21 protein-coding genes are annotated in these 26,889 nt (G+C 62.6%); 13 read left to right on the plus strand and 8 right to left on the minus strand.

Going from position 1 to position 26,889, the window contains the following annotated elements; translation table 11 throughout:
* Positions 1-12: 12 nt before the first annotated feature.
* The 6 genes from CK227_RS32470 to CK227_RS32495 all read left to right on the plus strand — a co-directional run bounded on the left by CK227_RS32470 (position 13) and on the right by CK227_RS32495 (position 7,558).
* Complete coding sequence (locus tag CK227_RS32470) at positions 13-1,386, plus strand: aspartate aminotransferase family protein (RefSeq protein ID WP_095775961.1); 1,374 nt, start codon at positions 13-15, stop codon at positions 1,384-1,386.
* Between the two features lie 237 nt (positions 1,387-1,623).
* Complete coding sequence (locus CK227_RS32475) at positions 1,624-2,346, plus strand: HAD-IA family hydrolase (RefSeq protein WP_095775962.1); 723 nt, start codon at positions 1,624-1,626, stop codon at positions 2,344-2,346.
* A 64-nt stretch (positions 2,347-2,410) separates the two neighbouring features.
* Positions 2,411-4,021 (plus strand): ABC transporter substrate-binding protein, encoded by a 1,611-nt coding sequence (locus tag CK227_RS32480; protein WP_095775963.1) that lies wholly within the window; start codon positions 2,411-2,413, stop codon positions 4,019-4,021.
* 86 nt (positions 4,022-4,107) lie between these two features.
* Entirely contained in the window at positions 4,108-5,058 is a 951-nt protein-coding gene (locus CK227_RS32485) for an ABC transporter permease (RefSeq protein ID WP_095775982.1), read from the plus strand.
* Positions 5,055-5,906, plus strand: coding sequence for an ABC transporter permease (locus tag CK227_RS32490; RefSeq protein WP_095775964.1), 852 nt, complete (start codon positions 5,055-5,057; stop codon positions 5,904-5,906). The genes CK227_RS32485 and CK227_RS32490 overlap by 4 nt, the downstream gene beginning before the upstream one ends.
* A complete protein-coding gene (locus CK227_RS32495) occupies positions 5,903-7,558 on the plus strand; it encodes an ABC transporter ATP-binding protein (RefSeq protein ID WP_095775965.1) in 1,656 nt (551 codons plus the stop codon). The genes CK227_RS32490 and CK227_RS32495 overlap by 4 nt, the downstream gene beginning before the upstream one ends.
* 76 nt (positions 7,559-7,634) lie before the next feature.
* Here the strand turns inward: CK227_RS32495 and CK227_RS32500 are convergent, their stop codons facing one another.
* Positions 7,635-8,111, minus strand: a complete 477-nt coding sequence (locus CK227_RS32500; protein WP_038644676.1) for an Lrp/AsnC family transcriptional regulator — start codon at positions 8,109-8,111, stop codon at positions 7,635-7,637.
* A 223-nt stretch (positions 8,112-8,334) separates the two neighbouring features.
* Between CK227_RS32500 and CK227_RS32505 the strand changes: the two genes are divergently transcribed.
* Positions 8,335-9,660 (plus strand): FAD-binding oxidoreductase, encoded by a 1,326-nt coding sequence (locus CK227_RS32505; protein ID WP_095775966.1) that lies wholly within the window; start codon positions 8,335-8,337, stop codon positions 9,658-9,660.
* 38 nt (positions 9,661-9,698) lie between these two features.
* On the opposite strand, the gene CK227_RS32510 is transcribed toward CK227_RS32505, so the two are convergent.
* The 5 genes from CK227_RS32510 to CK227_RS32530 form a co-directional block, all read right to left on the minus strand.
* Complete coding sequence (locus CK227_RS32510) at positions 9,699-11,066, minus strand: FAD/NAD(P)-binding oxidoreductase (protein ID WP_095775967.1); 1,368 nt, start codon at positions 11,064-11,066, stop codon at positions 9,699-9,701.
* Complete coding sequence (locus CK227_RS32515) at positions 11,063-11,365, minus strand: (2Fe-2S)-binding protein (RefSeq protein ID WP_095775968.1); 303 nt, start codon at positions 11,363-11,365, stop codon at positions 11,063-11,065. The genes CK227_RS32510 and CK227_RS32515 overlap by 4 nt, the downstream gene beginning before the upstream one ends.
* Positions 11,362-13,347, minus strand: a complete 1,986-nt coding sequence (locus CK227_RS32520) for a hydantoinase B/oxoprolinase family protein (RefSeq protein ID WP_095775969.1) — start codon at positions 13,345-13,347, stop codon at positions 11,362-11,364. The genes CK227_RS32515 and CK227_RS32520 overlap by 4 nt, the downstream gene beginning before the upstream one ends.
* 4 nt (positions 13,348-13,351) lie before the next feature.
* Entirely contained in the window at positions 13,352-15,430 is a 2,079-nt protein-coding gene (locus CK227_RS32525) for a hydantoinase/oxoprolinase family protein (protein ID WP_095775970.1), read from the minus strand.
* 89 nt (positions 15,431-15,519) lie between these two features.
* Complete coding sequence (locus CK227_RS32530) at positions 15,520-16,419, minus strand: LysR family transcriptional regulator (protein WP_095775971.1); 900 nt, start codon at positions 16,417-16,419, stop codon at positions 15,520-15,522.
* 236 nt (positions 16,420-16,655) lie between these two features.
* Here CK227_RS32530 and CK227_RS32535 point away from each other — a divergent pair, with 236 nt between their 5' ends.
* Positions 16,656-17,777 (plus strand): FAD-binding oxidoreductase, encoded by a 1,122-nt coding sequence (locus CK227_RS32535; protein ID WP_095775972.1) that lies wholly within the window; start codon positions 16,656-16,658, stop codon positions 17,775-17,777.
* Positions 17,778-18,575: 798 nt separating this feature from the next.
* On the opposite strand, the gene CK227_RS32540 is transcribed toward CK227_RS32535, so the two are convergent.
* Together CK227_RS32540 and CK227_RS36475 are read right to left on the minus strand one after the other, a co-directional pair.
* Positions 18,576-18,827 carry a hypothetical protein gene (locus tag CK227_RS32540; RefSeq protein ID WP_095775973.1) on the minus strand — a complete coding sequence of 84 codons (252 nt, stop codon included), beginning with the start codon at positions 18,825-18,827 and terminating at the stop codon, positions 18,576-18,578.
* A gap of 115 nt (positions 18,828-18,942) precedes the next feature.
* Positions 18,943-19,245, minus strand: coding sequence for a hypothetical protein (locus CK227_RS36475; RefSeq protein ID WP_142876677.1), 303 nt, complete (start codon positions 19,243-19,245; stop codon positions 18,943-18,945).
* Positions 19,246-19,477: 232 nt separating this feature from the next.
* On the opposite strand from CK227_RS36475, the gene CK227_RS32545 reads away from it, so the two are divergent.
* The 5 genes from CK227_RS32545 to CK227_RS32565 all read left to right on the plus strand — a co-directional run bounded on the left by CK227_RS32545 (position 19,478) and on the right by CK227_RS32565 (position 26,886).
* On the plus strand, positions 19,478-20,620 hold the full coding sequence (locus tag CK227_RS32545; RefSeq protein ID WP_095775974.1) for a helix-turn-helix domain-containing protein: 1,143 nt from the start codon (positions 19,478-19,480) through the stop codon (positions 20,618-20,620).
* A 396-nt stretch (positions 20,621-21,016) separates the two neighbouring features.
* Positions 21,017-22,666, plus strand: a complete 1,650-nt coding sequence (locus CK227_RS32550) for a bifunctional diguanylate cyclase/phosphodiesterase (RefSeq protein ID WP_095775872.1) — start codon at positions 21,017-21,019, stop codon at positions 22,664-22,666.
* A gap of 160 nt (positions 22,667-22,826) precedes the next feature.
* Positions 22,827-23,348 carry a ubiquinone biosynthesis methyltransferase UbiE gene (locus CK227_RS32555; protein WP_095775921.1) on the plus strand — a complete coding sequence of 174 codons (522 nt, stop codon included), beginning with the start codon at positions 22,827-22,829 and terminating at the stop codon, positions 23,346-23,348.
* Positions 23,345-24,523 (plus strand): class I SAM-dependent methyltransferase, encoded by a 1,179-nt coding sequence (locus tag CK227_RS32560; protein WP_095775873.1) that lies wholly within the window; start codon positions 23,345-23,347, stop codon positions 24,521-24,523. Before CK227_RS32555 ends, CK227_RS32560 begins: the two co-directional genes overlap by 4 nt.
* Positions 24,520-26,886: a SpoIIE family protein phosphatase gene (locus CK227_RS32565; RefSeq protein ID WP_095775922.1), complete on the plus strand. Its 2,367-nt coding sequence runs from the start codon at positions 24,520-24,522 to the stop codon at positions 26,884-26,886. The genes CK227_RS32560 and CK227_RS32565 overlap by 4 nt, the downstream gene beginning before the upstream one ends.
* Positions 26,887-26,889 lie beyond the last annotated feature (3 nt).

Here is a 26,889-nt window from a genome sequence, read left to right on the forward strand (position 1 = left end):
CGGAGAACAACAATGCTCGCCAATTCCCTGATCGAACTCGATCGCGCCCATCTCATCCACCCTGTCTCTTCATACCGTGGTCATGAGGCGCACGGCGTGCGCGTGTTGAAATCGGCGAAGGGCGCGACCGTGACCGATGCGTCCGGCCGGCAGCTTCTCGACGGTTTCGCGGGGCTGTGGTGTGTCAATGCCGGCTACGGCCATGACAGCATCGTCGAGGCAGCGGCCAGGCAGATGCGAGAGCTTCCCTACGCCACCGCCTATTTCGACCTCGGCTCGGAGCCGGCCATCCGCCTCGCGTCGGAACTGGCCGAGCGCGCGCCAGGCGACCTCAACCACGTCTTTTTCACCCTTGGGGGGTCGGACGCGGTCGACAGCACGATCCGGTTCGTCCGCTACTACTGGAATGCCAGGGGCGAGCCGAAACGCGATCAGTTCATTTCCATCGAGCAGGGTTATCACGGCTCGTCCGTGGTCGGCGCCGGCCTGACCGCCCTGCCCGCCTTTCACGCCGGTTTCGGCATTCCCTTCGAATGGCAGCACAAGATCCCCTCCCCCTATCCCTACCGCAACCCGGTCGGCCAGGTCGGCAACGCGATCATCGCCGCATCGCTCGCCGCGCTGAAGGCCAAGATCGAGGAGATCGGGCCGGAGCGGGTCGCCGCCTTCTATGCCGAGCCGATCCAGGGCTCGGGTGGCGTCATCGTTCCACCGAAAGGCTGGATCAAGGCCATACGCGAACTCTGCCGGGAGTACGGCATCCTGTTCATCGCCGATGAGGTGATCACCGGTTTCGGCCGCACGGGGCCTTTGTTCGCCTGCACCGATGAGGACATCGTTCCCGATTTCATGACGACGGCGAAGGGTCTGACCTCGGGCTATGTTCCCATGGGCGCCGTGTTCATGGCCGATCATGTCTACGACGTCATCGCCGATGGCGCGGGCGCCTCGGCCGTCGGTCACGGCTACACCTATTCCGCCCATCCCGTCAGCGCCGCCGTCGCGCTCGAGGTGCTGAAGCTCTACGAAGACGGCCTTCTGGAGAATGGCGTCAAGGCCGGCGCCCGCCTGATGGCAGGACTGGCAAGCCTGACCGACCACCCCCTCGTCGGCGACGTGCGCGGCCGCGGCATGCTTGCCGCGATCGAACTGGTGGTCGACAAGCAGAAGAAGACGCCGCTTCCGGCGTCGGCCATGCCGGCGCGGCGGGTCTTCGACAGGGCGTGGGACAATGGCCTCATCATCCGTGCCTTTGCGCATGGGGTTATCGGCTATGCACCGCCGCTCTGCTGCACCGATGCCGACATCGATGCGATCATCGAGCGCACGCGCCGGACGCTCGACCAGACGCTGGACGATCCAGACGTCCGCCAGGCCCTGGCATGATGGCGGCGAAATATGTCGTGTCTCGAAATATCGCCGGGGCAGACGATTTCGCAATTTTGTGCCGCCCCCTCACGCCTTTTCGGCGAATCCAGCGCGGGGGAAGTGCCAGACTGCTTATAAGACAAGGCCAGAAAGCCCGGATTTCCGGGCCTTCAAAAAGGGCCAACGCCCCCGACAGCACGGAATTTTGTTCTGTTCAACACATGCAATTCGGCCGTACGCAGAGGAGAGCCAGTCTTGGCCAGGGGCTTTAGCGAATTCAAATACATGACCTTCGATGTGGTCGGCACGCTGATCGACTTCGAAGGCGGGATCACGACCTGCCTGGCGGGAATTGCCGCCGAGGCCGGCGTTTCGATCGATGGCGAGGAGGCGCTGGCCCTTTACCGGCAGGCCCGCTACATGCCCGATGCGGGCCTGTTTCCCGACGATCTCGCACGTGTCTACAGAGTTATCGCGCTGCGGCTCGGCCTGCCGGCCGAGGAGAAATACGGCGTCCGCCTGCGGGATTCGGCCAGCGTCTGGCAAAGCTTCCCCGACAGCGCGGCGGCGTTGGCGGACCTTGCGAAGTCGCACAGATTGATCGCCATGACCAATGCAAGGCGCTGGGCGCTCGATCATTTCGAGAAGCAGCTCGGTTCGCCCTTTTTCGCTACCTTTACCGCCGACGATACAGGCACGGAGAAACCGGACCCGGCCTTCTTCCAGAAGGTCTTCGATTTCGTGGCCTCACAGGGGGACAGCAAGGACGACATCCTGCACGTCGCGCAAAGCCAGTACCACGACATTGGCATATCCCGGGCGCTTGGCATGACCAATTGCTGGATCGAGCGCCGGCATGCCCAGAAAGGTTACGGCGGCACGATCGAGCCCGAGCGTTTCACCGCGCCTGACTACCACTTCACGTCAATGGCGGCCCTTGCCGCCGCCGTGCGGGAAAACCTGAAGCAACGAACCTGAGCCCAAGCCCGGAAAGCCGCAGCAAGACGAGCAATCCGGAAAAACAAACAGAAAGGGGAATGATATGACCGACAAGATCACGAACTGGACCAGCGCAGACGATGCCATGGTCGAGAATGCCATTCGGCGGGGCGCGAGCCGCCGCGAACTCCTCAAGCTGCTGCTGGCCGGCGGCGCCGCGATCGCCGCGGGCAGCGTGGTGCTTGGCCGCGCCACCAATGCCGTCGCCGCCACGCCGGTTTCCGGCGGCAGTTTCAAGGCCGCCGGCTGGTCCTCCTCGACCGCCGACACGCTCGATCCGGCAAAGGCGTCGCTGTCGACCGACTATGTCCGCTGCTGCTCGCTCTACAACCGCCTGACTTTCCTCGACAAGGACGGCGTCACGCAGATGGAGCTGGCCGAAAGCTTCGACAGCAAGGACGCCAAGACCTGGACAGTGAAGCTGCGCAAGGGCGTCACCTTCCACGACGGCAAGGACCTCACCGCCGAAGACGTTGTCTTCTCGCTGAAGCGCCATCTCGACAAAGCGGTCGGTTCCAAGGTCGCCAAGATCGCCGCGCAGATGACCGGCTTCAAGGCGGTCGACAAGTCCACGGTCGAGATCACGCTCGCCGACCCGAATGCCGACCTTCCGACCATCCTGGCGCTGCATCACTTCATGATCGTCCAGGACGGCACCACCGACTTCTCCAAGGGCAACGGCACCGGCGCCTTCGTGCTGCAAACGTTCGAACCGGGCGTGCGTTCGGTCGTCACCAAGAACAAGAACTACTGGAAATCCGGCAAGCCCCACCTGGATTCGTTCGAATTCATCGCCATCAGCGACGACAGCGCCCGCGTCAACGCCCTGCTCTCCGGTGATATCAATTTTGCGGCCTCGATCAATCCGCGCGCGATGAAGCTCATTGCCGGACAGCAAGGCTTCGAACTGTCGAAAACCACCTCGGGCAACTATACGGACCTCAACATCCGGCTCGACATGGATCCGGGCAATAAGGCCGACTTCGTCGCTGGCATGAAATACCTCGTCAACCGCGAGCAGATCGTCAAATCGGCATTGCGCGGCCTCGGCGAAATCGGCAACGACCAGCCTGTCTCGCCGGCGAACATCTTCCACAATGCCGACCTCAAGCCGAAGGCCTTCGACCCGGACAAGGCCAAGTTCCACTTCCAGAAGTCGGGCCTGCTCGGTCAGTCCATCCCCGTGGTCGCGTCCGATGCCGCGACGTCGTCGATCGACATGGCGGTGATCATCCAGGCCGCCGGTGCCGATATCGGCATGAAGCTCGATGTCCAGCGCGTGCCGTCCGACGGCTACTGGGACAATTACTGGCTCAAGGCGCCGATCCATTTCGGCAACATCAATCCGCGCCCGACGCCCGACATCCTGTTCTCGCTGCTCTACGCCTCCAACGCGCCCTGGAACGAAAGCCAGTACAAGTCCGAGAAGTTCGACAAGCTGCTCGTCGAGGCGCGCGGCTCGCTCGACCAGGCCAAGCGCAAGGAAATCTACGGCCAGATGCAGACCATGGTCTCCGAGGAGGCCGGCACCATCATCCCGGCCTACATTTCCAACGTGGATGCTCTCTCCAGCAAGGTGAAGGGTTTGGAGGCGAACCCGCTCGGTGGCATGATGGGCTACGCAATGGCGGAATATCTCTGGCTCGAAGCCTGAGAGGCGCCTGCCAGGGACCGGACCGCCGGTCCCTGGCACCGATTGCGCAACATGGCTTGGCCGAACGCAACCGCAGGAGCGCTTCCATGACGTCTGGGGTTCTAAACCTCGTGCTGAAGCGGCTGGCAATCGCGGTCGTTACACTTCTGATCGTCCTTTTCGCCGTGTTTTTCGCCACCAGCATGCTGCCTGGCGACACAGCGTCGATCCTGCTCGGCCAGGCGGCTACACCCGAAGCCGTCGCCGGCCTGCGCGAGGCCATGCATCTCAACGATCCGGCAATCCTGCGCTTCCTACGCTGGCTTCTCGGCCTGCTCCACGGCGATCTCGGCACTTCCTATGCCAACGAGATGCCGGTCGCGGCGCTGATCGGCGGGCGCTTCGTCAACACCATGGAGCTCGCCGGCATCACCACGCTGCTCTCGGTGCCCCTGGCGCTGACGCTCGGCATCACCGCCGCCATGTTGCGCGGTTCCCTCTACGACCGCACCGTCACCATTCTTGCGATCGGCGTCATCTCCGTGCCCGAATTCATGGTCGCGACCCTCGCGGTCCTGCTTTTCGCCGTTTATCTCAAATGGCTGCCGGCACTGTCCTCGGTCAATGAGGCGCATACGCTGACCGACCTCGTGCGCATCTATGCCATGCCGGTGATCACGCTGACCTTCGTCATCTCGGCTCAGATGATCCGCATGACCCGCGCCGCGGTGATCGAAACGCTGTCCACGCCTTATGTCGAGATGGCGCTGCTCAAAGGCGCCTCACGCGGCCGCATGGTGCTCAAGCACGCACTTCCCAATGCGCTCGGGCCGATCGTCAACGCGGTTGCGCTGTCGCTGTCCTATCTGGTCGGCGGCGTCATCATCGTGGAGACGATCTTCAACTATCCCGGCATCGCCAAGCTGATGGTCGATGCGGTCGCGACCCGCGACCTGCCGCTGATCCAGAGCTGCGCGATGATCTTCTGCCTCGGCTACCTTCTGCTCATCACGATCGCCGACATCATCGCCATCATGTCCAACCCGAGGCTCAGATGACGATGGCCCGCGTGGCAGCTTCCCAACGGTCCTTGCTGGGCCACAGCTACAACCTCGTGGGTGTCGTCGCCTCGCTGGTCATCCTGGCGTGGACGCTGATCGCCATCTTCGCGCCCACCATCATTCCCCATTCGATCGGCGACATCGTCGACGACGATTATTTCGGCCCGATGCGTCAGGGCTTATGGCTCGGCTCGGACTATCTGGGGCGAGACATGCTCTCGCGGGTGCTAATGGGTGCGCGCTACACCGTCGGCATATCGCTCGCCTCCGTCTGTATCGCCTGCTTTTCCGGCGTCGTGCTGGGAATGATCGCGGCCGTCACCGGCGGCTGGCTCGACACCTGCCTCAGCCGCTTCCTCGACGCCATGAACTCCATTCCCAGCAAGCTGTTCGGCCTTGTGGTCGTTGCCGCGGTCGGCTCGTCGATCCCGGCGCTGATCCTGACGCTCGCCGTCATCTACATACCGGGCGCCTACCGCTTCGCGCGGGCGCTCGCCGTCAACATCAACACCATGGACTTCATGACCGTCGCTCGCGTCCGCGGCGAAAGCACCGCCTATCTCATCGGGTCAGAGATCCTGCCCAATATCATGCGCCCGGTGCTGGCCGACTTCGGCCTGCGCTTCGTCTTCATCGTGCTCTTGCTGTCCGGCCTGTCCTTCCTCGGGCTCGGCCTGCAGCCGCCGCTCGCCGACTGGGGCGCGCTGGTGCGCGAGAACATAGGCGGCCTGCCCTTCGCAGCTCCCGCTGTCATCGTTCCCTCGCTGGCGATCGCTAGCCTCACCATCAGCGTCAACCTGCTGATCGACAATCTGCCGCAGAAGATCAGGGACAGGGACGCATGACCAATCTCGTCGAGGTCAGGAACCTGAGGATCGAGGCGACGACCGACGCCGGACGCGTCGTCGAAATCATCAAGGGCGTCAGCCTCGACATCGCCGACGGCGAGATCGTCGCCCTGATCGGCGAGAGCGGCTCGGGCAAGACGACAATCGCGCTCTCCCTCATGGGCTATGCGCGGCCCGGCTGCCGGATCACCGGCGGCGAGATCAATGTGAACGGCAAGAACATGGCCGCGCTTGCCGAAAAGCAGCGCGCCAAATTGCGCGGCACCGACATCGCCTATGTTCCGCAAAGTGCCGCCGCCTCCTTCAACCCTTCGTCCACCATCATGGAGCAGGTGATCGAGGTTACGCGCATCCACGGGCTGATGCCGCCGGAGCAGGCACGAAAGCGCGCGGTCGAGCTGTTCCGGGCGTTGTCGCTGCCGGACCCGGAAGGGATCGGCGCCCGTTATCCGCACCAGGTTTCAGGCGGGCAGCTGCAGCGGCTGTCGGCTGCGATGGCGCTGATCGGCAATCCCAAGCTGATGATCTTCGACGAGCCGACGACGGCACTCGACGTGACGACGCAGATCGACGTGCTGAAGGCATTCAAGTCGGTCATGCGGGCCGGTGGGATAGCGGGTGTCTACGTTTCCCACGACCTCGCGGTCGTCGCCCAGATCGCCGATCACATCGTTGTGCTGAAGGGCGGCGAAGTGCAGGAGGCCGGCACCACGGCTCAGATCCTTTCGGCTGCCCAGCACCCCTACACGCGCGAACTGCTGGCTGCCTTCGAACCGAAACCGCGGCAAGCACATGCGGACGCGGATGCCGGCACGAAGCCGTTGCTGCGTATCGACAATGTGACCGCCGGCTATGGCTCGTTGCGGGCCGACGGACTGCCGCTTGTCCGCGCTGTCAATTCCGTCAGCCTGGTCGTCGAGAAGGGGCGCAATCTTGGCGTCATCGGCGAATCCGGCTGCGGAAAATCGACGCTGGCGCGCGTCATCGCCGGCATCCATCCGGCGGCGGGCGGCGACATCGTCTTCGACGGTAGGCTACTGGAGCGCGCCGCAGGCAAACGCAGCCAGGACCAACTGCGCGAGATGCAGATCGTGTTCCAGTATGCCGATACCGCGCTCAATCCGGCCAAGCCGGTGGAGGACATCATCTCCCGGCCGCTGGCCTTCTATCACCAGCTCGACCGGCAGGCGCGCTCGAAGCGCGTCGACGAACTGCTCGACATGGTTCGCCTGCCCCGGACGTTGCGCTACCGTCGCCCGTCGGAGCTCTCGGGAGGCCAGAAGCAGCGGGTGAACTTCGCGCGCGCTCTGGCGGCCGGGCCCAAGCTCATCATCTGCGACGAAATCACCTCGGCGCTCGACACGGTGGTGGCGGCCGCCGTGATCGAACTGCTCAAGGAGTTGCAGCGCGAGTTGGGTCTTTCCTACATTTTCATCAGCCACGACCTCTCCGTCGTCGAAGCGATCTGCGACGAAATCATGGTCATGTACAATGGCGAGCGGGTGGAGCAGATCACGCCCGACAGACTGAAGGCGCCCATCCACCCCTATTCGAAGCTTCTATTCTCCTCCGTGCCGAAGCTCGATCCGACATGGCTCGATGGCCTCGTCCGCGACCCCGAGCTGGTCAGCCAGTACGGTCACCGCTGATGCATTTCGCCCAGAAGTGTGCAGCGGTTCTGGGGCAAGGACAGGCATCAAAGCAAAAACTATAGGCGGCAGTGCCTCACCTCGGAAACAGGCTGGGCAGCGGCATGTGCGCCTTGACGATCGGGGACTTCAGCACCACGAAGCTGAAATACTTGTCGATGCCGATATCCATGTCGGTCAGCCGCTCCATGATGGTCTGGTACTCGGCGATGCCGGCGGTCACGAATTTCATCAAATAGTCGTAGCCGCCCGACACGAGGTGGCATTCGATGACCTGGTCAATCTTCTCCACAACGGCGAGAAAGCGGGCGAAGTCGACCTGGCGATGGTTCTTCAAGGTGATTTCGGTGAACACGGTCAGCGTCTGGCCGAGCTTGCCGATATTGACCTGCGCGGAATAGCCTTCGATGTAGCCTTCCGACTGCAATTTCTTCACCCGCATCAAGCACGGGCTCGGCGACAGATGCACCAGATCAGCCAGTTCCACATTGGTGATGCGGCCGTTCTTCTGCAATTCGTGTAGAATCTTGATGTCGATCCGATCCAGTTTCATGGCCGTCTCCGCAGAACGCATGCCGCAGCACAAAATGCTGCCTTGCTCGTAGGCATTGACACTACCACAGCCCGTTGGCCTGTCCATCCAAGTGGACAGCGCTTTGAAACGCAGTGGCTCCCGATTTCGACCGGGCTGCCGGAATAAAATTCTGCTTCAACTTCAACTGCGGCAGCGGCTGCCTGCACAACACGGTAGATTGGCGCGTCAAGGCAGAGAGACCATGCGCGTACCACTGCAGCAAATCGAGACATCTGGCGAACCGCCGCGGACCGCGGACGCGGTGGTGATCGGCGGCGGCATCGTCGGCATCTTCGCGGCCTATTATCTGGCACGGCGCGGCCTGAAGGTGGCGCTTGTCGAAAAGGGCCGCATTGGCGCCGAGCAGTCCTCGAGGAACTGGGGATGGTGCCGCCAGCAGAACCGCGACGCCCGCGAACTGCCGATGGCGACCCGAAGCCTTGAGTTGTGGGACAGCTTCGCGACGGAAAGCGGCCAAGACACCGGCTTCCGCCGCTGCGGCCTGCTCTATCTCAGCAATGACGATGCCGAACTGGCCGGCTGGGTGCGTTGGCGTGACTTCGCCAGGACGGCCGGTGTCACCACGCACATGCTCGACAGCGCCGAGGCCAGCGAGCGGGGTCGAGCCACTGGCCGGACCTGGAAGGGCGGTGTCTTCTCGCCGACCGACGGCACCGCCGATCCGTCGCGGGCCGCGCCCGCGGTCGCCCGGGCCATCCTCGAGCTCGGAAGCTCCGTGCACCAGAATTGTGCCGCGCGTGGCATCGAGACCGAGGGCGGACGCCTGAGTGGCGTGATCACCGAAAGCGGGACGATCCGGACCAAGGTGGCGGTGCTGGCCGGCGGCGCCTGGGCATCCTCCTTTTGCCGGCAGTTCGGTTTCCGCTTTCCGCAGGCGTCGATCCGCTCCTCCATTTTGTCGGTCTCGCCCGGCGCCGAGGGACTGCCGGATGCGCTGCACACGGCAAGGATTTCGGCGACACGACGCGGCGACGGCGGCTACACGCTCGCCATAAGTGGACGCGGCCGCGTGGACGTGACGCCGCAGCAGCTGCACTTCTCCTCGCAGTTCCTGCCCATGTTCCTGAAGCGGTGGCGCAGCCTCGCGCCCGGCGGCCTGCAGGGCATGTGCTCGGGCCACGAAACGCTCCGCCGCTGGCGGCTCGACCAGCCGACGCCGATGGAGCGGATGCGCATCCTCGATCCGGCCCCGGACCAGGCTACTATCCGCCTGACCCATGCCCGGGCACTCGAACTTCTGCCCGAACTTCGAAAGACCAGGATCAGCGCGGCCTGGGCCGGCTACATCGACAGCACACCGGATGGCGTGCCCGCTATCGGCGAGATTGATACCGTTCCGGGTTTCTTCCTGGCTGCCGGGTTCTCGGGACACGGCTTCGGCATCGGGCCCGGCGCCGGGCACCTCGTCGCCGATCTGATGACCGGGTCGCAACCGATCGTCGATCCGCAATCCTATGATCCCAGGCGCTTCGACACTTCGGTCTGGGGAAAGGTTGCCGACTTCTAACCCAAAGTTCCGGCACTCCGGATCGCTGTGAAACCGCATCAGCCGTCCCGCAGAAAAGCGCCGACAGGCGCCGGGCGGACAGGCGCTTGCCCGCGCAACCGGCCGACAGCACCAGGCGTGCAGCCGGTCTGCGCCGCGATGAGTTCGACGGCGACCAACTGACAATAGCGTCCCTGGCATCGCCCCATGCCGACGCGCGACAGCGATTTCACCCTGTTCGCTTCGCCGCCGCCGAAATCCACACTTTCGCGTACATCTCCGGCGGTCACGTTCTCGCAGCGGCAGACGACCGCGTCGTCGGGGAGTGCCCGCATCATCGCGGCAGGCCAGGGAAAGGCGCAAGCCATGCCAAGGGCAAAGCGCTCGAGCCGCGCAAGCTCGCGCAGATCGGCCGCGGTGGAAGGCGCTGGAAATCCAAGATCGGCAAGGCACGCCGCTGCCGCCAGACGCCCTGCGATCTCCGCAGCGTCTGCTCCCAGAAGACGAGCTCCATCGCCCGCGAGATAGGTCCCGTTGCCAGCGCGCCCCATCTGGTCGGTCTTCGGCAGCCATTGCCGCCACTGTTCCTCATAGGTGAAGGCGCATCCCGCCAGGTCGGACAGATGCGTCTCCGCCCGCAGGTGCCAGCCCATGCCTATCATGTCGCAAGGAGTGCAGTGCTCCCAGCCGCTGGCGTCGCGCCAGCGCATCGCCGTGACACCTTTTTCGTCAGCCTCGATCCGCTCGAGCGTCACGCCCGCATGGTAGCGGCCGCCGAGCCTTGCTCGCAGGGCCAGACCGCGCAGCGCCACCAGCGGTCGGGCGGCAAGCTGCCAGAGCCCTCGCATCTGCTGATGCCAGGGAGAAGTGTCCAGCACCGCCGCCACATCGGCTCCAGCCTTGACGAGCTGGGCGCCGACCAGCGTCAGCAAAGGCCCCGATCCGATTAGGACGATGCGCCGCCCAAGCGCCACGCCCTGCGCCTTGAGCGCGATCTGGGCCGCGCCGAGGCTGTAGACGCCGGCGTTCTGCCAGCCCGGGACCGGAGCGACACGGTCGGACGCGCCGGTGGCAAGGATCAGGCGGTCATAGCTGACTAGCTGCACGCCGCCCTCCCCCAGCACATGCAGCCTACCCTTCTGCACGGCGATGACCGAGCTTCCCGCGCAATGGGTAAGGCGCCTCTCTTCGGCCAGCCGGTCGAAGAGCTGATGCAGCGCGCTGGCCTTCGCCGCCTCCGATCCGTAGAGTTGTTTCGCGGTGCGAGCGAATCCGGCAGGCGGACGGCGATAGATCTGCCCGCCCGCGCGCTGCCCCTCGTCGATCACCACCGGATGGAGCCCAGCCTCGACCAGCATGGCTGCGGCCCTTATGCCGGCAGGGCCAGCGCCGACTATCACGATCCGAGGCGGCGTCGTCTCGCTCATGGCCAGCTCTCCGGCGGCGTCGTGCGTAACCGCAGGCCTTCCACGATAAGGACCGAGCACGCCCGCAGGCGTGGTCCCTCGTCCTGCCACACCCAGCAATCCTGGCAGGCTCCCATCAGGCAGAACCCGGCGCGCCACTCGGGCCCGAACTCGGATTTTCGCAATACGTGGCCTGAAGCCAGCATGGCGGTCAGCACGGTGTCGCCCGCCAATGCACTGCACATCTGCCCGTCGAGATAGAAATGCACCTCTGCCCGGTCGAACTCGGCCAGCCTGACGATACGGCCGGCGATGATCATTCCGCGGCCTCTCGCACGGGGCGCGGACGCGGCAGTTCGGGGAAGCGTTTGCAGACAGCATCGAAGGCCGCCTGGACGCCCTCCGGTCCCCAGCGCCCCTTCATGCGGCGGAAAATCTCCGTCTTGGTGAAGAACCGCCAATGGATCGGCAAACCAATTAATATGGCAGTGAGCCGGTCATAGGCGTCCGGCGTCCACTGCGCTTCGTAGCCGTCGCGCTCCGGACCGAAATGGAAGTGGCCGGCGGCCGGCTCCTGCCGCGCACGCAGTTGCCCCGTTGCCTGCTCGTCGATCTCGCCGCCACGGATGACGACGCCATAGTCGTGCTCGGCAGCTGTCGTCGAGACGTAGCCGCGCCGCACATCCTGTGCGACCCGCCAGGGTTCGCGTTGATGTGGATCGCCGCGTCCGCCGCCTCCGGCGGAGCGGATCTCAAGCACATCGCCGGGCTGCAGCACCGTGGTATCAATGTTGCCCAGCCGCCGCTCGTGCTCGGTCCCTGGATTGACGATCATGTCCGACAGGCCGGCCGCCTTGCCGCCCAGCACGCCCCAGGGACGGAAGAAGCTGCGATCGCGGTTGCGGGCCGTGATCCTGGAATCAGGAGCGAAGACGCGGAAGGCCATCTCTGTCGCCAGCCCGCCGCGCCAACGGCCCGCGCCGCCGCTGTCCTTGGCGAGCCCATATTTCACGAATTCGACCGGGGTCTCGGTCTCGGTGATCTCGATCGGCGTGTTCTTGAGATAGGCGGCATCCGCGCCTGATCCATTGGTCCCATCGCGATGCGGCATCGCGCCGCCGCCGCCGACCACGGGGTTCACCGCCGTGATGACAGTACGGCTGGTGCGCTCGTCAGTAGTCATGACGTTGACGATGCAGTTGTTGCCGGCCGGCGCCGCGGGCAGGCGCTCGGGCATCACCTGCGAGAAAGCACCGAAGATGACAGACCGCAGTCGGGCGCAAGTGAGCGAGCGCATGCCGACAGCGGCGGGATGGACCGGGTTCAGCACCGAACCTTGAGGCGTGATGCAGGTGAACGGCCGAGTCAGGCCGGTGTTGAGCAGGATCTTGGGGTTGAGCGTATAGAGCACGTAGTAGACACCCACCAGCAGCATGGTGTGTCGCGGGTCGCCGCCGGAAGGCACGTTGAGCGAGGAGCCGAGCTGCGGATCGGAGCCGGTGAAGTCGAGCACCGCCGCATCGCCCTTGATCGTCAGCCTCAGCTTCAGCCGGCACGGATTGGCCTCGGCGGAATCCTCGTCGGCATAATCGCAGAATTCCCATGTGCCGTCGGGCATGGAACGCAGCACGTCGCGCGCCTGCGCTTCCGCCTGGTCGAGAAGCGCGGAAACGCCTTCGATGAAACCGGCCTTGCCGAACTTTCGCACCATTGCCTGGATCTTGCGCTCGCCGGTGTTGAGCGCACCGACCAGCGCCTTGATGTCGCCGATGTTGAGGTCGGGCTTGCGAACATTGGTGCTCATGATCCGCAGGATCGACTCGTCAAAGATGCCCTCATTCACCAGCTTCATGGGCGGAAAGCGGATGCCTTCCTGATGGATTTCAGTCAGCGCCCGGCTGAGCGAAGCCGGCACCGCGCCACCCATGTCGGTGTTGTGGATATGGCCACCGGTCCAGGCGACGATGTCGCCGTCGACGAAGACCGGCTTCCACAGATGCGTGTCTGGCGCGTGCGTGGCGACGTGGCCGGAATAGGGATCGTTGGTGAAGGCGACATCTCCCGGCCGGTAGTCGTCGACCATCGCGATCGCGCGGTGATACGAAAGCCCCGGGTACCAGGTGGCACCGAGTTCCATCGGCACGGCGAAGGTCGCGCCTGAACGGTCCATCAGCATCACCGTGAAATCCTGCGTCTCCTTGACGAAAGCGGAGTTCGCGGTGCGATGCAGCGTGTGCGCCATGTTCTCGGCGGCCGCGCGGGCATGGTTCGCCAGAACCTGTAGGTTTGTCCGGTCAAACATGGCGTTACTCCGCGAAGGTCAGCAGAAGGTTGAGATGGCGGTCAACCCTTGCCTGCGCTCCGGCAGGAATGGCGAAGGTGGTGTCTTCCTGAACGACCACGGCAGGCCCGTGGAACGTGCTGCCCGGCACGAGGGTTTCCCGGTTGTGGAGGTCGACGGTCTCGACGCTCGCGCCCGTGTAGACGGGAAGACGGCGCGCCGGGATTGCCGGAGCGTTGATCTCGTCGGTCTCCGGGAGGGAGAGCTTCGGCCCCGCGCCCACTGCGGACAGCCGGACGTTCACGAGCTCGATCTCGCCATCAACGTCGTGGAAGTCGTAGAGCTGCTGATGGGTGAGATGGAAGGCCTGCGCGATGGCGACCGCATCACCATCTGCCAACCATTGCGGCGACAGGACAACCTCGATCTCATAGCTCTGCCCGACATAGCGCATGTCGCAGGAGAAAGTGAGGTCCGCGGCCGCGTCGTGCCCCTGCGCCGCAAGCCAGTCGCGTCCCTCTTGCGCCAGCGCCTCGAAGGCCTCGCGAATTCCGGCGAGCGACACGCCCGAGAGCGGGGTGAAGATGGTGCGAATGAAATCCCCGCGCAAATCCGCCACCAGTCCGCCGAGCGCCGACACCACGCCGGGGCGTCGCGGCGCCATCACGCGCTTCATACCGAGTTCGCGGGCAAGAAAAGCGCCGAGCATCGGCCCGCCGCCGCCGAAAGGCATCAGCGTGAAGTCGCGCAAGTCGACGCCGGCGCGCGAGGCGAGCTTCTCGACCTCGACGAACATCTCCGACACCGCGATATCGAGGATCGCCTGCGCGGTCTGCTCGATGGGGCGGCCGAGCCGGGTGGCAAGCTCGCCGACCGCGCGATGCGCCAGGCGGGTATCGATTCTGAGCTGGCCATAGGCCATCTCGCTGTGACCGAGCCATCCGCACACCACCATGGCGTCCGTCACCGTCGGCCTCTCGCCGCCACGGGCGTAGCAGGCCGGTCCCGGCGCCGAACCGGCCGATTCCGGTCCAACCCGTAGCACCCCCTGCGCATCGACACTGGCGATCGAGCCGCCGCCGACACCGATCGAGCTGACCGACACGGAGGGGATATGGAGAGGAAATTCGCCGATCAGCTCGCCGGTGCCGAACTGCGCCTCGCCGCCGATAATGAGCGCGAAGTCGGCCGAGGTGCCGCCGATGTCGAGTGTAAGAATCTTGTCTTCGCCTGCCTGACGCGCCAGCCACGCGGCGCCGATGACACCGGAGGCCGTTCCCGACAAAAGCATATTCACGCAGGCGCGCTTGCCCTCGGCAGCGTTCATCAATCCGCCGTTCGACTTCGTCAGCATCGGACGGGCCGGCACGCCGCGACTTTTCAACCGCTGTTCCAGCGCCGTCAGATAGCCGGAGACGCGCGGATGGACATAGCCGTTGAGGATGGCGGTCGAGCTGCGCTCGTATTCGCGGATGACCGGCCAGACCTCGGCCGAGGAGAAGACGAAGAGGTCGGGCGCAAGACGCGCGATCGTCGCATTCACTGAAACTTCGTGGGCGGCATTGCGCCAGGAATGGAGGAAGGACACGACAATGCCTTGCGCCCCGTTTGCTTTTGCCACTGCCACCGCCCTTTCCACCGCCGCCATGTCCGGCGCCCGGGATTCGCTCCCATCGGCACGCATGCGGGCCGGGATGCCGAAAACCATGTCGCGCGAGATCAGCGGATCCGGCCGCGCGCAGAACAGCGAATACATGTCCGGCATGCGCAGCCGCGCCAGTTCGATGACGTCCTCGAAGCCGGCATTGGTGAACAGCGCGAGCGGTGCGCCCTTGCGCTGGATGATCGTATTGATGCCAACCGTCGTACCGTGCACGAAGCGCGTCATACGGGCAGGATCAAAGCCTTCGCGTTCGGCCAGAAGCGTGAGGCCCGTCATCAGCTCGGCGCCCGGATCCTCCGGCGTCGTCAGCACTTTCAGCGAGGCGACGCGACCGGAGCGGGCTTCCAGCGCGCAGAAATCAATGAATGTGCCGCCGATATCGACGCCGACCTTCCAGTCGGTTTCGTTCCGCGCCTCGTTGGCCGTGATGACACCATCCATGATGCGTCCCTTCCTGTCTGCCAACCAAAGCTGACACGACACGATTGCCAGGGTCCAAGACGTATGACGAGGAACGATATAAGTCTTGCTTATGCCCTGGCACCGCCCAGCACGACGGAGCAGGCGGTGCGGATCTGGTCGCGCATCATCTCATCGGCCCGCGAGAGAGCCCGTGTGCGCGACGTGAGCAGCGCGACCGGAAATTCCGGCCCATTCGCGAGCGGCCTGACTGCAAGCCCGGCAAACTGGTGCCAGGGCAGCAGCGCGTCGACCAGGGCGACACCCAGGCCGGCCTGGACGAAGCCGACCGCCGAGATGGAGACGTCGATCTCGAGCGACGGCGAAAGCGCCACACCTTGCGCGCGGGCCGCGTGGGCCAACTCGTCGGCGGGGCGGGTGTTTCCGCGATAGGATATCAACTCTTCCCCGGCGAGATCGGCGAGGCTCAACTCGGTTTTCCCGGCCAATTCATGCCCGGCGGGCAGCAGGCAGGCGAAGCCGACGCTGCCGATCACCTCCGCATCGATATCGGGAGGCAGCCGGTCGTCCAAGGCCACGCCGAGGCTGGCATCGCCGGCACGCAACATGTCGACGATTGCGGCGATCGGCGCGCTGTGGGAACGCAGCAAAATATCGGGATGCTGCGCCCGGAAGCTGGTGAATGCGCGCGGCAAGATAGCCATGGCCGGCGGCGGCGAGGCCGCGACCCGCACCAGCCCCGTCCGGCCCAAACGTAGGTCGGTGGTCTTGCGGCGCAAGCCCTCCAGCCCCGCCGACAGCCTCTCGGCATCGGCGAAGATCTCGAGTGCCTCCGGGGTCGGCCGCAGCCGGCCCTTCACCCGCTCGAACAGCGTGAAGCCGAGTTCGTCCTCGGTGTGGAGCAGGATCTGGCTGAGCGCGGGCTGGGAGATGTTCAGCATCCGCGCCGCGGCGGTCACGGTGCCCGCGCGCATGACGGCGATGAACACTTCGAGCTGACGGGCACGCATTGCCACTCCATAGGCTAAGCTTATGGCTGTTGTCCAAACGCATCTTTGACGCAATCAAGCGGTGCCGACAAGATCGGCGCCTTCAGGGATTGTCCGCTCCGCGCTGGATGAGGATGACATTTGGTCGAATAGCCATCATCCAGCTCTTTGTTGGAGCATGATCTCTGGACAAACGGAAACCGTTTGTCCGAGAAAGCCGGTTCCCACTTTTCGGGATCATGCTCTAGGGAATAACCATGGATGTGATCGTGCTGGGCGGCGGACTGATGGGGACGGCTTCGGCCTATTTCCTCGCCCGGCGCGGCGCGCGCGTGACGCTGATCGAGCGCAACCGGGTCGGCACCGGAGCGACAGTCGCCTCCTTCGGCAACATCCGGCGCACGGGACGCCATCTGTCCCAGCTTCCACTCGCCCACCGCTCGCTCCGACTGTGGGGCGAAGCCGAAAAGATGCTTGGCCGCGACGTCGAGTTCCGCGCCACCGGTCATGTCCGGCTGATCTTCGATGAAGGAAGCCTTGCCGACATGCGGGCCTATGCCCAAGCCGCGCAGCCCTGGGGCCTCGACCTGGAAGAACTCGGCCCACGCGAGATTAGCGCCCGCTTTCCCGGCCTCGGCGCCGACGCGATCGCCGCGTCATTCTCTGCGCATGACGGCAGCGGCAATCCACGGCTGATAGCGCCGGCCTTTGCCGCAGCGGCCCGCAAACTGGGGGCGCAAATCATCGAGGGAGCCGAGGTCGGGAAGATCACCTATACGGGCTCCGGTTTCCTTGTCACCAGTTCGATGGGCACATTCGCCTCCGAGTGCCTGCTCAACACCGCCGGAGCCTGGGGCGCGCGCATCGCCGCTGGGTTCGGCGAAGAAGTCCCGCTTGACGCCCGCGGTCCGCAAATGGGCGTGACCGAACCGCTGCCGCATCGGATCCTGCCGGTGGTCGGCATCTGGACGCGCGACAAAGACCATGGCGCCTATCTACGCCAGGTCGAACGGGGCAACATCGTCTTCGGCGGAGCGGCCGAACGGGTGGCGGTGGACCTCGATCCGGGTCATGCCAGCGCCGACCCCATGCGCCTGCCGACGCAGTTGCGGGCAGTGGCGCGGCTGCTGCCGGCGATCGCAAAGGTCGCGGTCATCCGCACCTGGTCCGGCTGCGAGGGCTATGTCAGGGACATGCAGCCGGTGATGGGACGCTCGGCGACGACGCCAGGGCTATTCCACGCCTTCGGCTTCAGTGGGCACGGCTTCCAGCTCGGCCCCGGCGTTGGCGACGCCATGGCCGAACTCATTGTGACCGACCGCTGCGAAACGCCGCTCGATGATCTCAGGATCGATCGCTTCAACCACCGCCTGAATTGACGAGAGCGTCTTTGCCCGATCTACGTCACGTTCCGGTGTCGCTCCTTTCCGACCCACCGATTTGCACGCCTTAGTACGTCAAAACCCTCCGCGAGACAGTCCGGCATTTACTTCAGATGCAACCTGTCAGCTCAGTCGGACCGTTGGAAAGGAAACGCAGAACCGTCGGAGACACTTGATGCGTAATGAAGAACGGAGAGCGGGAAGAGTCGCCATTTTTACGGTTGTCACCGCCCCCTCATTGCCACTCGATTGCTTCCAACCCAGCTAGGCCATTGATCTAGCTGGGTTTTTCCCTGTTTTGAACACTGTAAGCCGGCATGCGCCCGCCACGAACGTACGGTGCTGATTTTAAAAGGAAATTTTCGACGAAAATATTTTGAGGTTCTGTGACCTATCGAGATCAACCGGGTTTTTTGTGACCGCTGTCGCCACTGGACCTCGTCTCCCAAAAGTATTGTCACGGTATCGCGGCACACAGTCAGCTCTATTGGACGGTTCAGTCCGCAGCCTTATCACTAAACGGCCGAGATGGGGCCGGGTATCCGACTGGCAGCTTCAGGGGGAAGACCATGCGAGAAAGCGGACATTATCACCGACGCCACGGAGGTGAGTTTAGAGCTCCCCCTGGGCGCTTGCAGGAATCCATTCGACCGCCCATGGCGGGCATGAAGCAGTGCAACCACGTCAGCAGGCGGCGATGACCAACGCGGGAGAATAGCCTGCAATCTCCCCGTTGCCAGATCATCAGCCACATCCCACGCGCTTAGTACCATGATCCCAAGCCCGGCAACCGCTTCACACTTTCCTGGAATTGCTCTGGTGCTCGGTTCCCGGAGCCTTTTGCCGACGAGACCTGACCGCCTCCAGAAGTTCGCGCTCGCTGGTGTGCGCATTTCGAAAAATGGCCACAACCATCACCGCCAAGATTTCTGCGTCCGGGTCCAAAGGGTCGAGATTCTCATCCGCGCAGACCTGATCGAACACGCGCTCGCAATTAGCCAGGTCGAGGGGGCTCAGGCAGGTGTGATTGAAACGCCGACGCAGCATCTGTGCGAACCTTTCAGGGCCTGCCCCCGTGCTTGGCGGCGGGCTTTTACTGATAAACCGCTGACGTGATGGAATCCTTACGTGATAATATCGCCCACAGTGTATTGGAATAAGTTTATCTGCCGCCTGATGATTCCTCTGTTAAGAGTCCCAAAATCAGCGCACACTCACGAGCTTTATACTGACCAGCAATCATAAGCTGGTAGTAATCTTGCCGCTTGTGTTCGGGGACATGAAATCCTCGCCGAAAATCCGCCGCCTCTTTCGCGGTTCGAGTGCAGCCGAGTTTACTGGCGGTGACTTTCAAACTCGCCAGTGAGCATCCGATCTTTTCCGCAATAACTTTCAACGGCTCGTTGTTGCCATATCCATCAAGAATTATCTTGCGGCGAGCCTCACTGTTGAGCTTTGCGTTCATGTCGGTAGCCTCCTCGACTAATATTTCACCATGCCAGAATCTATACGCATCGAGTCGAAGAGTGTCGTTATCTTCGCATCCAGAAACTTATCTCGGAATGCATTTCTTGCTGCGATCCAGCGTGATCGCCGTTTTTTGTCGACTTGGGTTCCGCAGTCTTGCCAGATGCCTGACGTACACCACATGATTGTGGGGGGCATGGGCATACCCGATTCGGATATGGCACCACGCGATGGACACTAAAAGGCAAGACGAGGCCCCTGCGCGGCAGCTGCGGGACCTTGATCGGCGTCGTTGGCCGCGCGAAGGTCCACCTCACAATGAGGCTGCTCCGCCGCTCGGGCCGGCGCTCGAACCTTTGTCCTTTTCAACGCTCGAACTGGCGCCAGAGGATCAATTCGCCGCATGGCAAGCGCATATGACACCGCTTGTCGAGGTCAGGTTGCCGGATGACAAATTGCCGGACGATGGCTTTCCCGCCGACCACACGGCTTGGAATCTCGGCGGCATGCTGATCGTTCAACAGCGCGCGCCGGCACATAGCTACATGCGTTCCGCCGCGAAGCTCCGATCCAGTTCGATCGATCACTGGTATATCGTCTTGCCACGTACTGGCCGGTCGTGGACGGAGGTGGATCGCCGCGTTGCGGAAAACCTGTCGGGCAAATTGGAGATCAGATCGCTTGGCTATCCGTTTCGCGGGAGGGTAACGGACTCGGAAAGTCTCTTTCTCTATCTGCCGCGTGATTTGTTCTCTGATGCGGCGTCAACCCTCGACGCAAAGAACAATTCAATTCTGTCCGGCAACTTTGCCGACCTCTTGGTCGACTACGTCAATAGCGTCGAAGCAAGACTGCGCAGTCTGACGGCTGAAGATCTGCCCCGCATCGTACACGCAGCGCGCAGCATGATCATTGCCTGCCTCGCGCCTCCGACGGAACATGCTGCGGCCGCTGAACAATTGGCGAGTGTCGCGCTGATGGAGCGAGCGCGTCGATACGTCCAAAACAATCTGGATGCGGCTCATCTGACGCCGGATTCAATGTGCCGGGCTCTCGGCGTATCACGCTCCCGTCTCTATCAATTGTTCGAACCGAGCGGTGGTGTTCTTCATTACATACAAAGCCGCCGCCTTCTGGCAGCCCATGTTGCGCTTAGCGATCCGGCGGACAGCCGGCGGATTGTTGATATTGCCGAGGCCTTCGGGTTCAGTTCAGCGGCTAATTTCAGCCGAGCATTCAGCAAGGAATTCGGTTACAGCCCCCGCGAAGGCCGCAGTACTGTGGTGTTGCCGCGCCCCGCCCACTCTGTTTCGCTTGCTGAACACGAGAAGGCCTCTTCCTTTGAAGGCTGGCTCAAAGCGCTCGGACACTGAGTACAGGATCGGCGATGGTTGAGGTGGGGCGGGCTCAAGACAGGGGCGGGGAAGGCCACGCCGCCTCATGGACCAGAATATTTCGTGCTGCGTCCACCACGTCATCAATCATATAGCCAATTCCCGATTTATTAACCAACCGGACTGTTCATCGTTATCGCCGCCAATCACAGCGGAGCATGCATTGCAACTAAGCCGCATGAGGAACTTGTTAGGACTGCGAGTTGAAACTTTGCCAAGCTTGACAGTTATGCTATTTCTGGACTGGGGGATGTGGATTCGCATTGCCTATGGAGGTGGCTCTTGTACCCAGAGGCATCAGGCGTCGGCACAGAGAGTGAGGGGCCTTCCTCGAGCGATGGTCCTCGTGCCGGCGAAGGGCTTCTCGCCGACCTTTTGGCGAACACGACCGAACTTTTGTCGTTCTATGACCGCGACTTCCAACTGACGCACCACGCGGCTGTGCTCAAAGGCATGTATGGAGGCGCCGTGGCGCCCGGCGCTGCCATCTGGGAGATCTACCCGAGCTTCCTCGATTCGAGGTTTCGCGACGAATTTCTTCGGGTGTTCCAGGGCGGCACTCCGGCAAACATCGACCTGCCGGGGTCACCGGGCAAAGCGCCCCGATCCGTTTTCGTCTTCGGCACTGCGAATGGCGTGGGAATCATCGAATCAAGGGGGCGCGGCGGGCGGAGCGCCGCGGAGGAGCAAGAGCATGTAACTCTGCTCCACCAGGCGACGCACGACGTGCTGACCGGGCTGCAGAACCGCCGGCGATTCGGCGACCGGCTGCAACTTGCACTGGCGGCCGCCGGCGGAGCAAAACCCAAGGCTGCCCTGCTGCAAATCGACCTCGACGATTTCAAAGCGGTCAACGACACGCTCGGCCATGGAGCGGGCGACACGCTTCTCCAGCTCGCGGCGGGTCGTATCCGCGACGCGCTGCAGGACGGCGAATCCGCGTACCGGTATGCCGGCGATGAATTCGCCGTCATCCAACTGGGAAAGGACCAGCCCGCGGAAGCCGAGCGCCTTGCGGGATCGCTGGTCGACGCGTTCAAGGAGCCGTTCGTCATCAACGGCATTTCCGTCTTCGTCGGCTCGAGTATCGGAATTGCTTTCGGGCCGGAGCACGGGACCGATGGCGAGCAGCTGATGAAAGCCGCCGACATTGCTCTTTACGCAGCCAAGACGGATGGCCGCGGCTGCGCTCGAACGTTCAACCGTTCGATGCTGCTCTTGCTCGAGCAGCGCGAGAATCTGAGGCGCAGGCTTCGAACCGCGCTGGAACGGGACGAACTTTATCTGGAGTATCAGCCGCTCATTCGGTCTCCCGCGTCGGTGACCGGTTTCGAAGCGCTGCTCCGGTGGCGGCACCCGGAGATCGGGATCATTCCACCCAGCGTGTTCATACCGATCGCCGAGGCCGACGGCCTGATGGACGAGATCGGACGATGGGTGCTCGAGGAAGCCTGTCGCCAGGCGTTGACGTGGCCCTCCTCGCTGACAGTCGCAGTGAACCTGTCGCCGGCCCAGTTCCTTAGCGGTTCGCTGACGGATACAGTCGCTCAGATCATCGATGCGGTTGGAATCCGAGCAGACCGGCTTGAACTCGAGATAACCGAGACGGTCCTCCTCGAGAAGACGATCGACAATATCGACACGTTAAATACCCTGAACGTCTTGGGAATACGAATATCGCTCGACGATTTTGGAACATACTATTCTTCGTTGAGCTACCTAAAGAACTTTCCTTTCGACACATTGAAGATAGATCAGTACTTCATTGCCGACCTGGATACCGATCTCAAAAGCCAAACAATCGTGCGATCGATCATAAATCTGGCGCACGGCCTGGGAATAAGCGTCACAGCCGAGGGAGTCGAGACGTCGGCACAGGCCCGGTGGCTGATCAAGGAGAATTGCGATAGCCTGCAAGGTAATTTCCTGGGACGGCCGCTCGGAGCCGAGGCAACCGGCAATTTCATCAGACGGTCCCCGTTGAGGGTGGTACGAACGATGGAGGAAGCAAATCGGGCGGTTTAGCGCCTTGCACCCTTTGTTAACCTTGAAGTGGAGATTTGTGGAAGCGATCGAGGCGGATACCGCGCAATTCATCGAGTCGGTGCAAGAGTGACTTAATCACGGCGCGCGGCGAAATTTTCGCCGCGGGGCTCAGTACTGATGGAACAAGGGGAGGATGCCGATGGAACCTGTTCATCATGAGCTGGCTGGCGAGCCGACTTTTGCGCCCATGATCCAGATCGAGATGGAAATCAAAACGTTCGTCTCCGCATGGAGACACTGCGATTATGTCTCGACATACATGGCCCGGATGATCAGTCAAAACAGGTCCGACTCGGTCCGGCATTCAAATCTCTTTTCCTCTGCCTTCAACGAATTGCTGGAAGTCGCGTTTCGTAGCCGCCATGGCGACGGCGAGCTGGCATGTAGGGTGTCCCGCCATGGCGCGACGGACAGGATCGAGTTGACATTCCCCTGTGTCCCGGAGGAGCGCCAATTCTACGAAGAAGCCATGTCGCAAGCCACGGGAACCGAGGCCAGGGAGCGCTACCTCAATTCCGTGTCCGGGGATCTTGCGCCCAGTCGGGAGATCGTGCTCCTGGAACTGGCTGTCGACTACAATGCGATACTCAGGGTCGAGGAAGCCGACGGGAATGCTATCAGGCTCGTCGTGGATCTTCCGCTCGAGGGCCTGCGACATTGAGCCCTTACGACCTTCTCCCACGCTTCAAGGCGCAATACGACGCCAACAACCAGGAGTTCTCCATATCGGGAGTGGTCCGGCCTCAGGCGATCGATGAGCTTGGGCCCAGCATAGCATTGCTTCGTGGCGCGATCGACCGCGTGCGCGGCGTTCTCTACGTCAATGTCAGACGTCTCACGCAGATGAATAACGCTGCATTTCATGCCTTTTCAAGGATCATCATTGACGCTTGCCGCGCTCGACCCGATCTCAAATTCGTGGTCATCACGTCAAGCGTCGTCGGATGGACCTCGCGAAAATTCGGTCGCTTGAGCGGAATCGAACCGAACATAACGATCGAGGAATATGACAGCGAATTCTATCCGGGACAGGGCTTCCTCGAGGAGGGCGGATTCGTACCTATCCTGCGCTCACAGACAAAGATGACCTGGCGCCACGAGCGCGCAATCTTGCCCCGACACGGCATGAGGCAGGGGATCGTCATGGCCGACATCTGTTGCGGGATCGGTGATTTCGCCGTGCTCGTGCAGAAGGAATTCCAGCCAGCGCGGATCGTCGCCCTCGACCACTCCAAATCGAGCCTGGATTATGCTCGACAGGTGATGCGGGAGTTCGATATCCGGGGCATCGAATATACCTATGGCGATGCGTCCGAGATGCTGCTCGACGAAGCGCAGTTCGACCTGGTGACCTGCCGGCATTCCCTTCAGATCTTCAATCGGCCTGAACTCATCCTCAAGGAGCTCTACCGCATATGCAAGCCGGGCGGTCGGGTCTACATCACCAACGAGAAGAATTCGCATTGCCTCGGCGAGCCGCGCGCCGAAAGCATTCGCTGGACCTACAACGAGGTGGCGAAGCTGTTCGGGCATTTCGAGATGGACGTCGAGCTTGGGCCCAAGAGCCGGCGCTATCTCATGGAAGCCGGATTCGAAGACATCCGTGTCGAGACCTTCATGGTCACTAACATGGACGGCGATCCGCAGGATTTCGCTGATATCATTGCGGCCTGGGCGGATGTCTATGCGGGCGAGATGGCGACCAGACGCGGCGACGGACCAGAGTTCGTCGCACGGTTCCGGCAGGGCTTCCAGGACCACATTTTCGCAGCGCTCCACCCCAAGGGTTACGCGGGTTGGCCGATCTGGGTCGCATCGGGGCGACGGCCGCAATGAAAGCCGACAATGAGCCCGCCCCGCGCTTCGGCCTGCGCTCCTTTCGGGCAAAATTCGTATTGGTCGTTGGCGGCGCCGTATTGTTCGACCTCCTGCTGAGCGGTGGCCTGGCGCTTTGGAACGTTCAGAAGCTGTCGCGCGATGCCACATCGGAAGTCGGTGAGGGCCTGACGACCGCAAACCAGGAATACATTCGATCCTATGCCGAATCGACGGCGTTGAGCGTCGACCTGTTGCTCGATCGGGTTCATGGGGACGTCAAGGCGCTGGCCGGTGTGCTGCAGGCCCAGATCGACGATCCGACGAGGCAGCAACAGGTTGGAGCGACGCTGTCGCATGAGGCGCCCGGCTCCGTGAAGGTCGTCTACGACGCGCGGGGCGATTGGGCGCAGAATCTGCCGGGCGCGCCTTCGGTGGTAAGCGTTTGGGGCTACCTGCTGGGTGCCGACCACACTCCGCTGCCGGGCGTTCAGAAGGAAATAGACGACAGCACGGTGATCGATCTCGTCGCGCCGACTCTCATGGCCAGCGGGTCGTCCAAACTGCAGATGTACTATATTGGTCCAAAAGAACGGCCGATCTTCAGGACAGTGCCGTATACGAACCAGGCACAGACCTTCGACCGGCTCTATCCAGGCCACAACAAGTCGGAATTCTGGGAGTTCTTTTTTCCGGGGATCTATGGGTCATGGCAGCAGTGGGCCAGGGATCCGGCGTCGCGTCCGGTCCCTGACGACATTACCCAGACTGCGCCTTACACCGACGCAATCACGGGAAAGCTGATCGTCAGCTTTTTCCAGCCGCTGTGGACGCGCGATCGCTCCGGTATCGCCGGTACGGCGGGAGCAGACATCACTCTCGACCAGCTCGCGGAAGTCGTCGAAAGGGTGAAGATCGCCGAAACCGGGTTCGGCTTCCTCACGATGTCGACTGGCAACGTGGTGGCGATCAATCCGTCGGGCCAGGCGATCATCGGCCTGACTTCATCGAGCGACGCGGGCACGCAGGGCGTCACCGGCCTGGAGAGGTCTTTGCGGGGAAGTGTGCAGCCGGCAATCGCGTCACTGCCTCTCGACCAGAATAATGACGGCGTCATTCAGCATATCATGCTCGACAACAAGGGCGAGCGCGTACCCTACATCGTCGTCCTCAAGAGATTGAAGCCGACCAACCTGTGGAGTTCGGGACCGATCAAGTCCGAAACGATGTCGGTCGGGATCGTCGTCCCCGAACGGGAAATCTATGCGTCCTTGTTCGCGGCGCAGGTGAGTATTTCGCGCGCAACCAATCGTATCCTGCTCTTTCAGATCGGTGCGATCATCGTTTCGCTTCTGATTGTTTTCGCGGCCGTCCTCGGAATTTCGAAGCGGATCACCGCCGGCCTCAGGGCGCTTGCCGGTGCCGCCCAGCGGCTCCAGACCAAGGACTATTCAGTCCGCGTGAGCATTCCGACGCGTGACGAGGTTGGAGCGGCGGGGATCGCTTTCAACCGGATGGCTGAGCAGATCAGCTTTCACACCGAAAACCTCGAGCAACTCGTCGACGAACGCACCAGGGAGCTCGGGGACGCCAATCAGGAGATTTCCGCACTCAACGAAAAGCTACGGGACGAGAACGTCCGCCTCGGCGCCGAGCTCGCGGTTGCCAGGCAGATCCAGATGATGGTCCTGCCGAAACCATTCGAACTCGAAGCGATTCCGGGACTGGAGATCGCAGCCTACATGCGGCCGGCCGACGAGGTCGGCGGTGACTACTACGACGTCCTGCAGAATGGGTCACGGGTCAAGATCGGCATCGGCGACGTGACCGGTCATGGTCTCGAAAGCGGCGTTTTGATGCTGATGGTCCAATCCGTTGCACGCGCGCTGCAGGAGACCAACGAGCGGAATCCGCACCAGTTCCTGGACCGGCTGAACAGAGCGATCTACAAGAACATCGAGCGGACGAAGACCGATAAGCATCTCTCGCTGGCCTTCCTCGACTTCGAGGATGAGCGCGTAACGCTATCCGGTCAGCATGAGGACGTGCTCATCGTGCGCGCTGACGGGGAAGTCGAACGCATCGATACGCTTGATCTGGGTCTGCCGGTTGGCCTTGAGAATGACATCTCGAAGTTCATCGACACGCGTGACATCCCGTTCGAGAGTGGCGACGTGATCGTGCTGCACACCGATGGTGTGACCGAGGCGGAGGATCAGGACAAAAGGCTGTTCGGGTTCGAGCGCCTCTGCCAGAGCGCACGAAAACGTCAGGGCGGGAGCGCCGAGGAAATCAAAACCGGGATCGTCGAGGATCTGATGGCCCATATCGGAATCCAGAAGATCCACGACGACATCACCCTCGTGATCATAAGGCACACCTAGGCA

Origin of the sequence: Mesorhizobium sp. WSM4308 (genome assembly GCF_002294905.1) — a bacterium.
Lineage (GTDB): Bacteria > Pseudomonadota > Alphaproteobacteria > Rhizobiales > Rhizobiaceae > Mesorhizobium.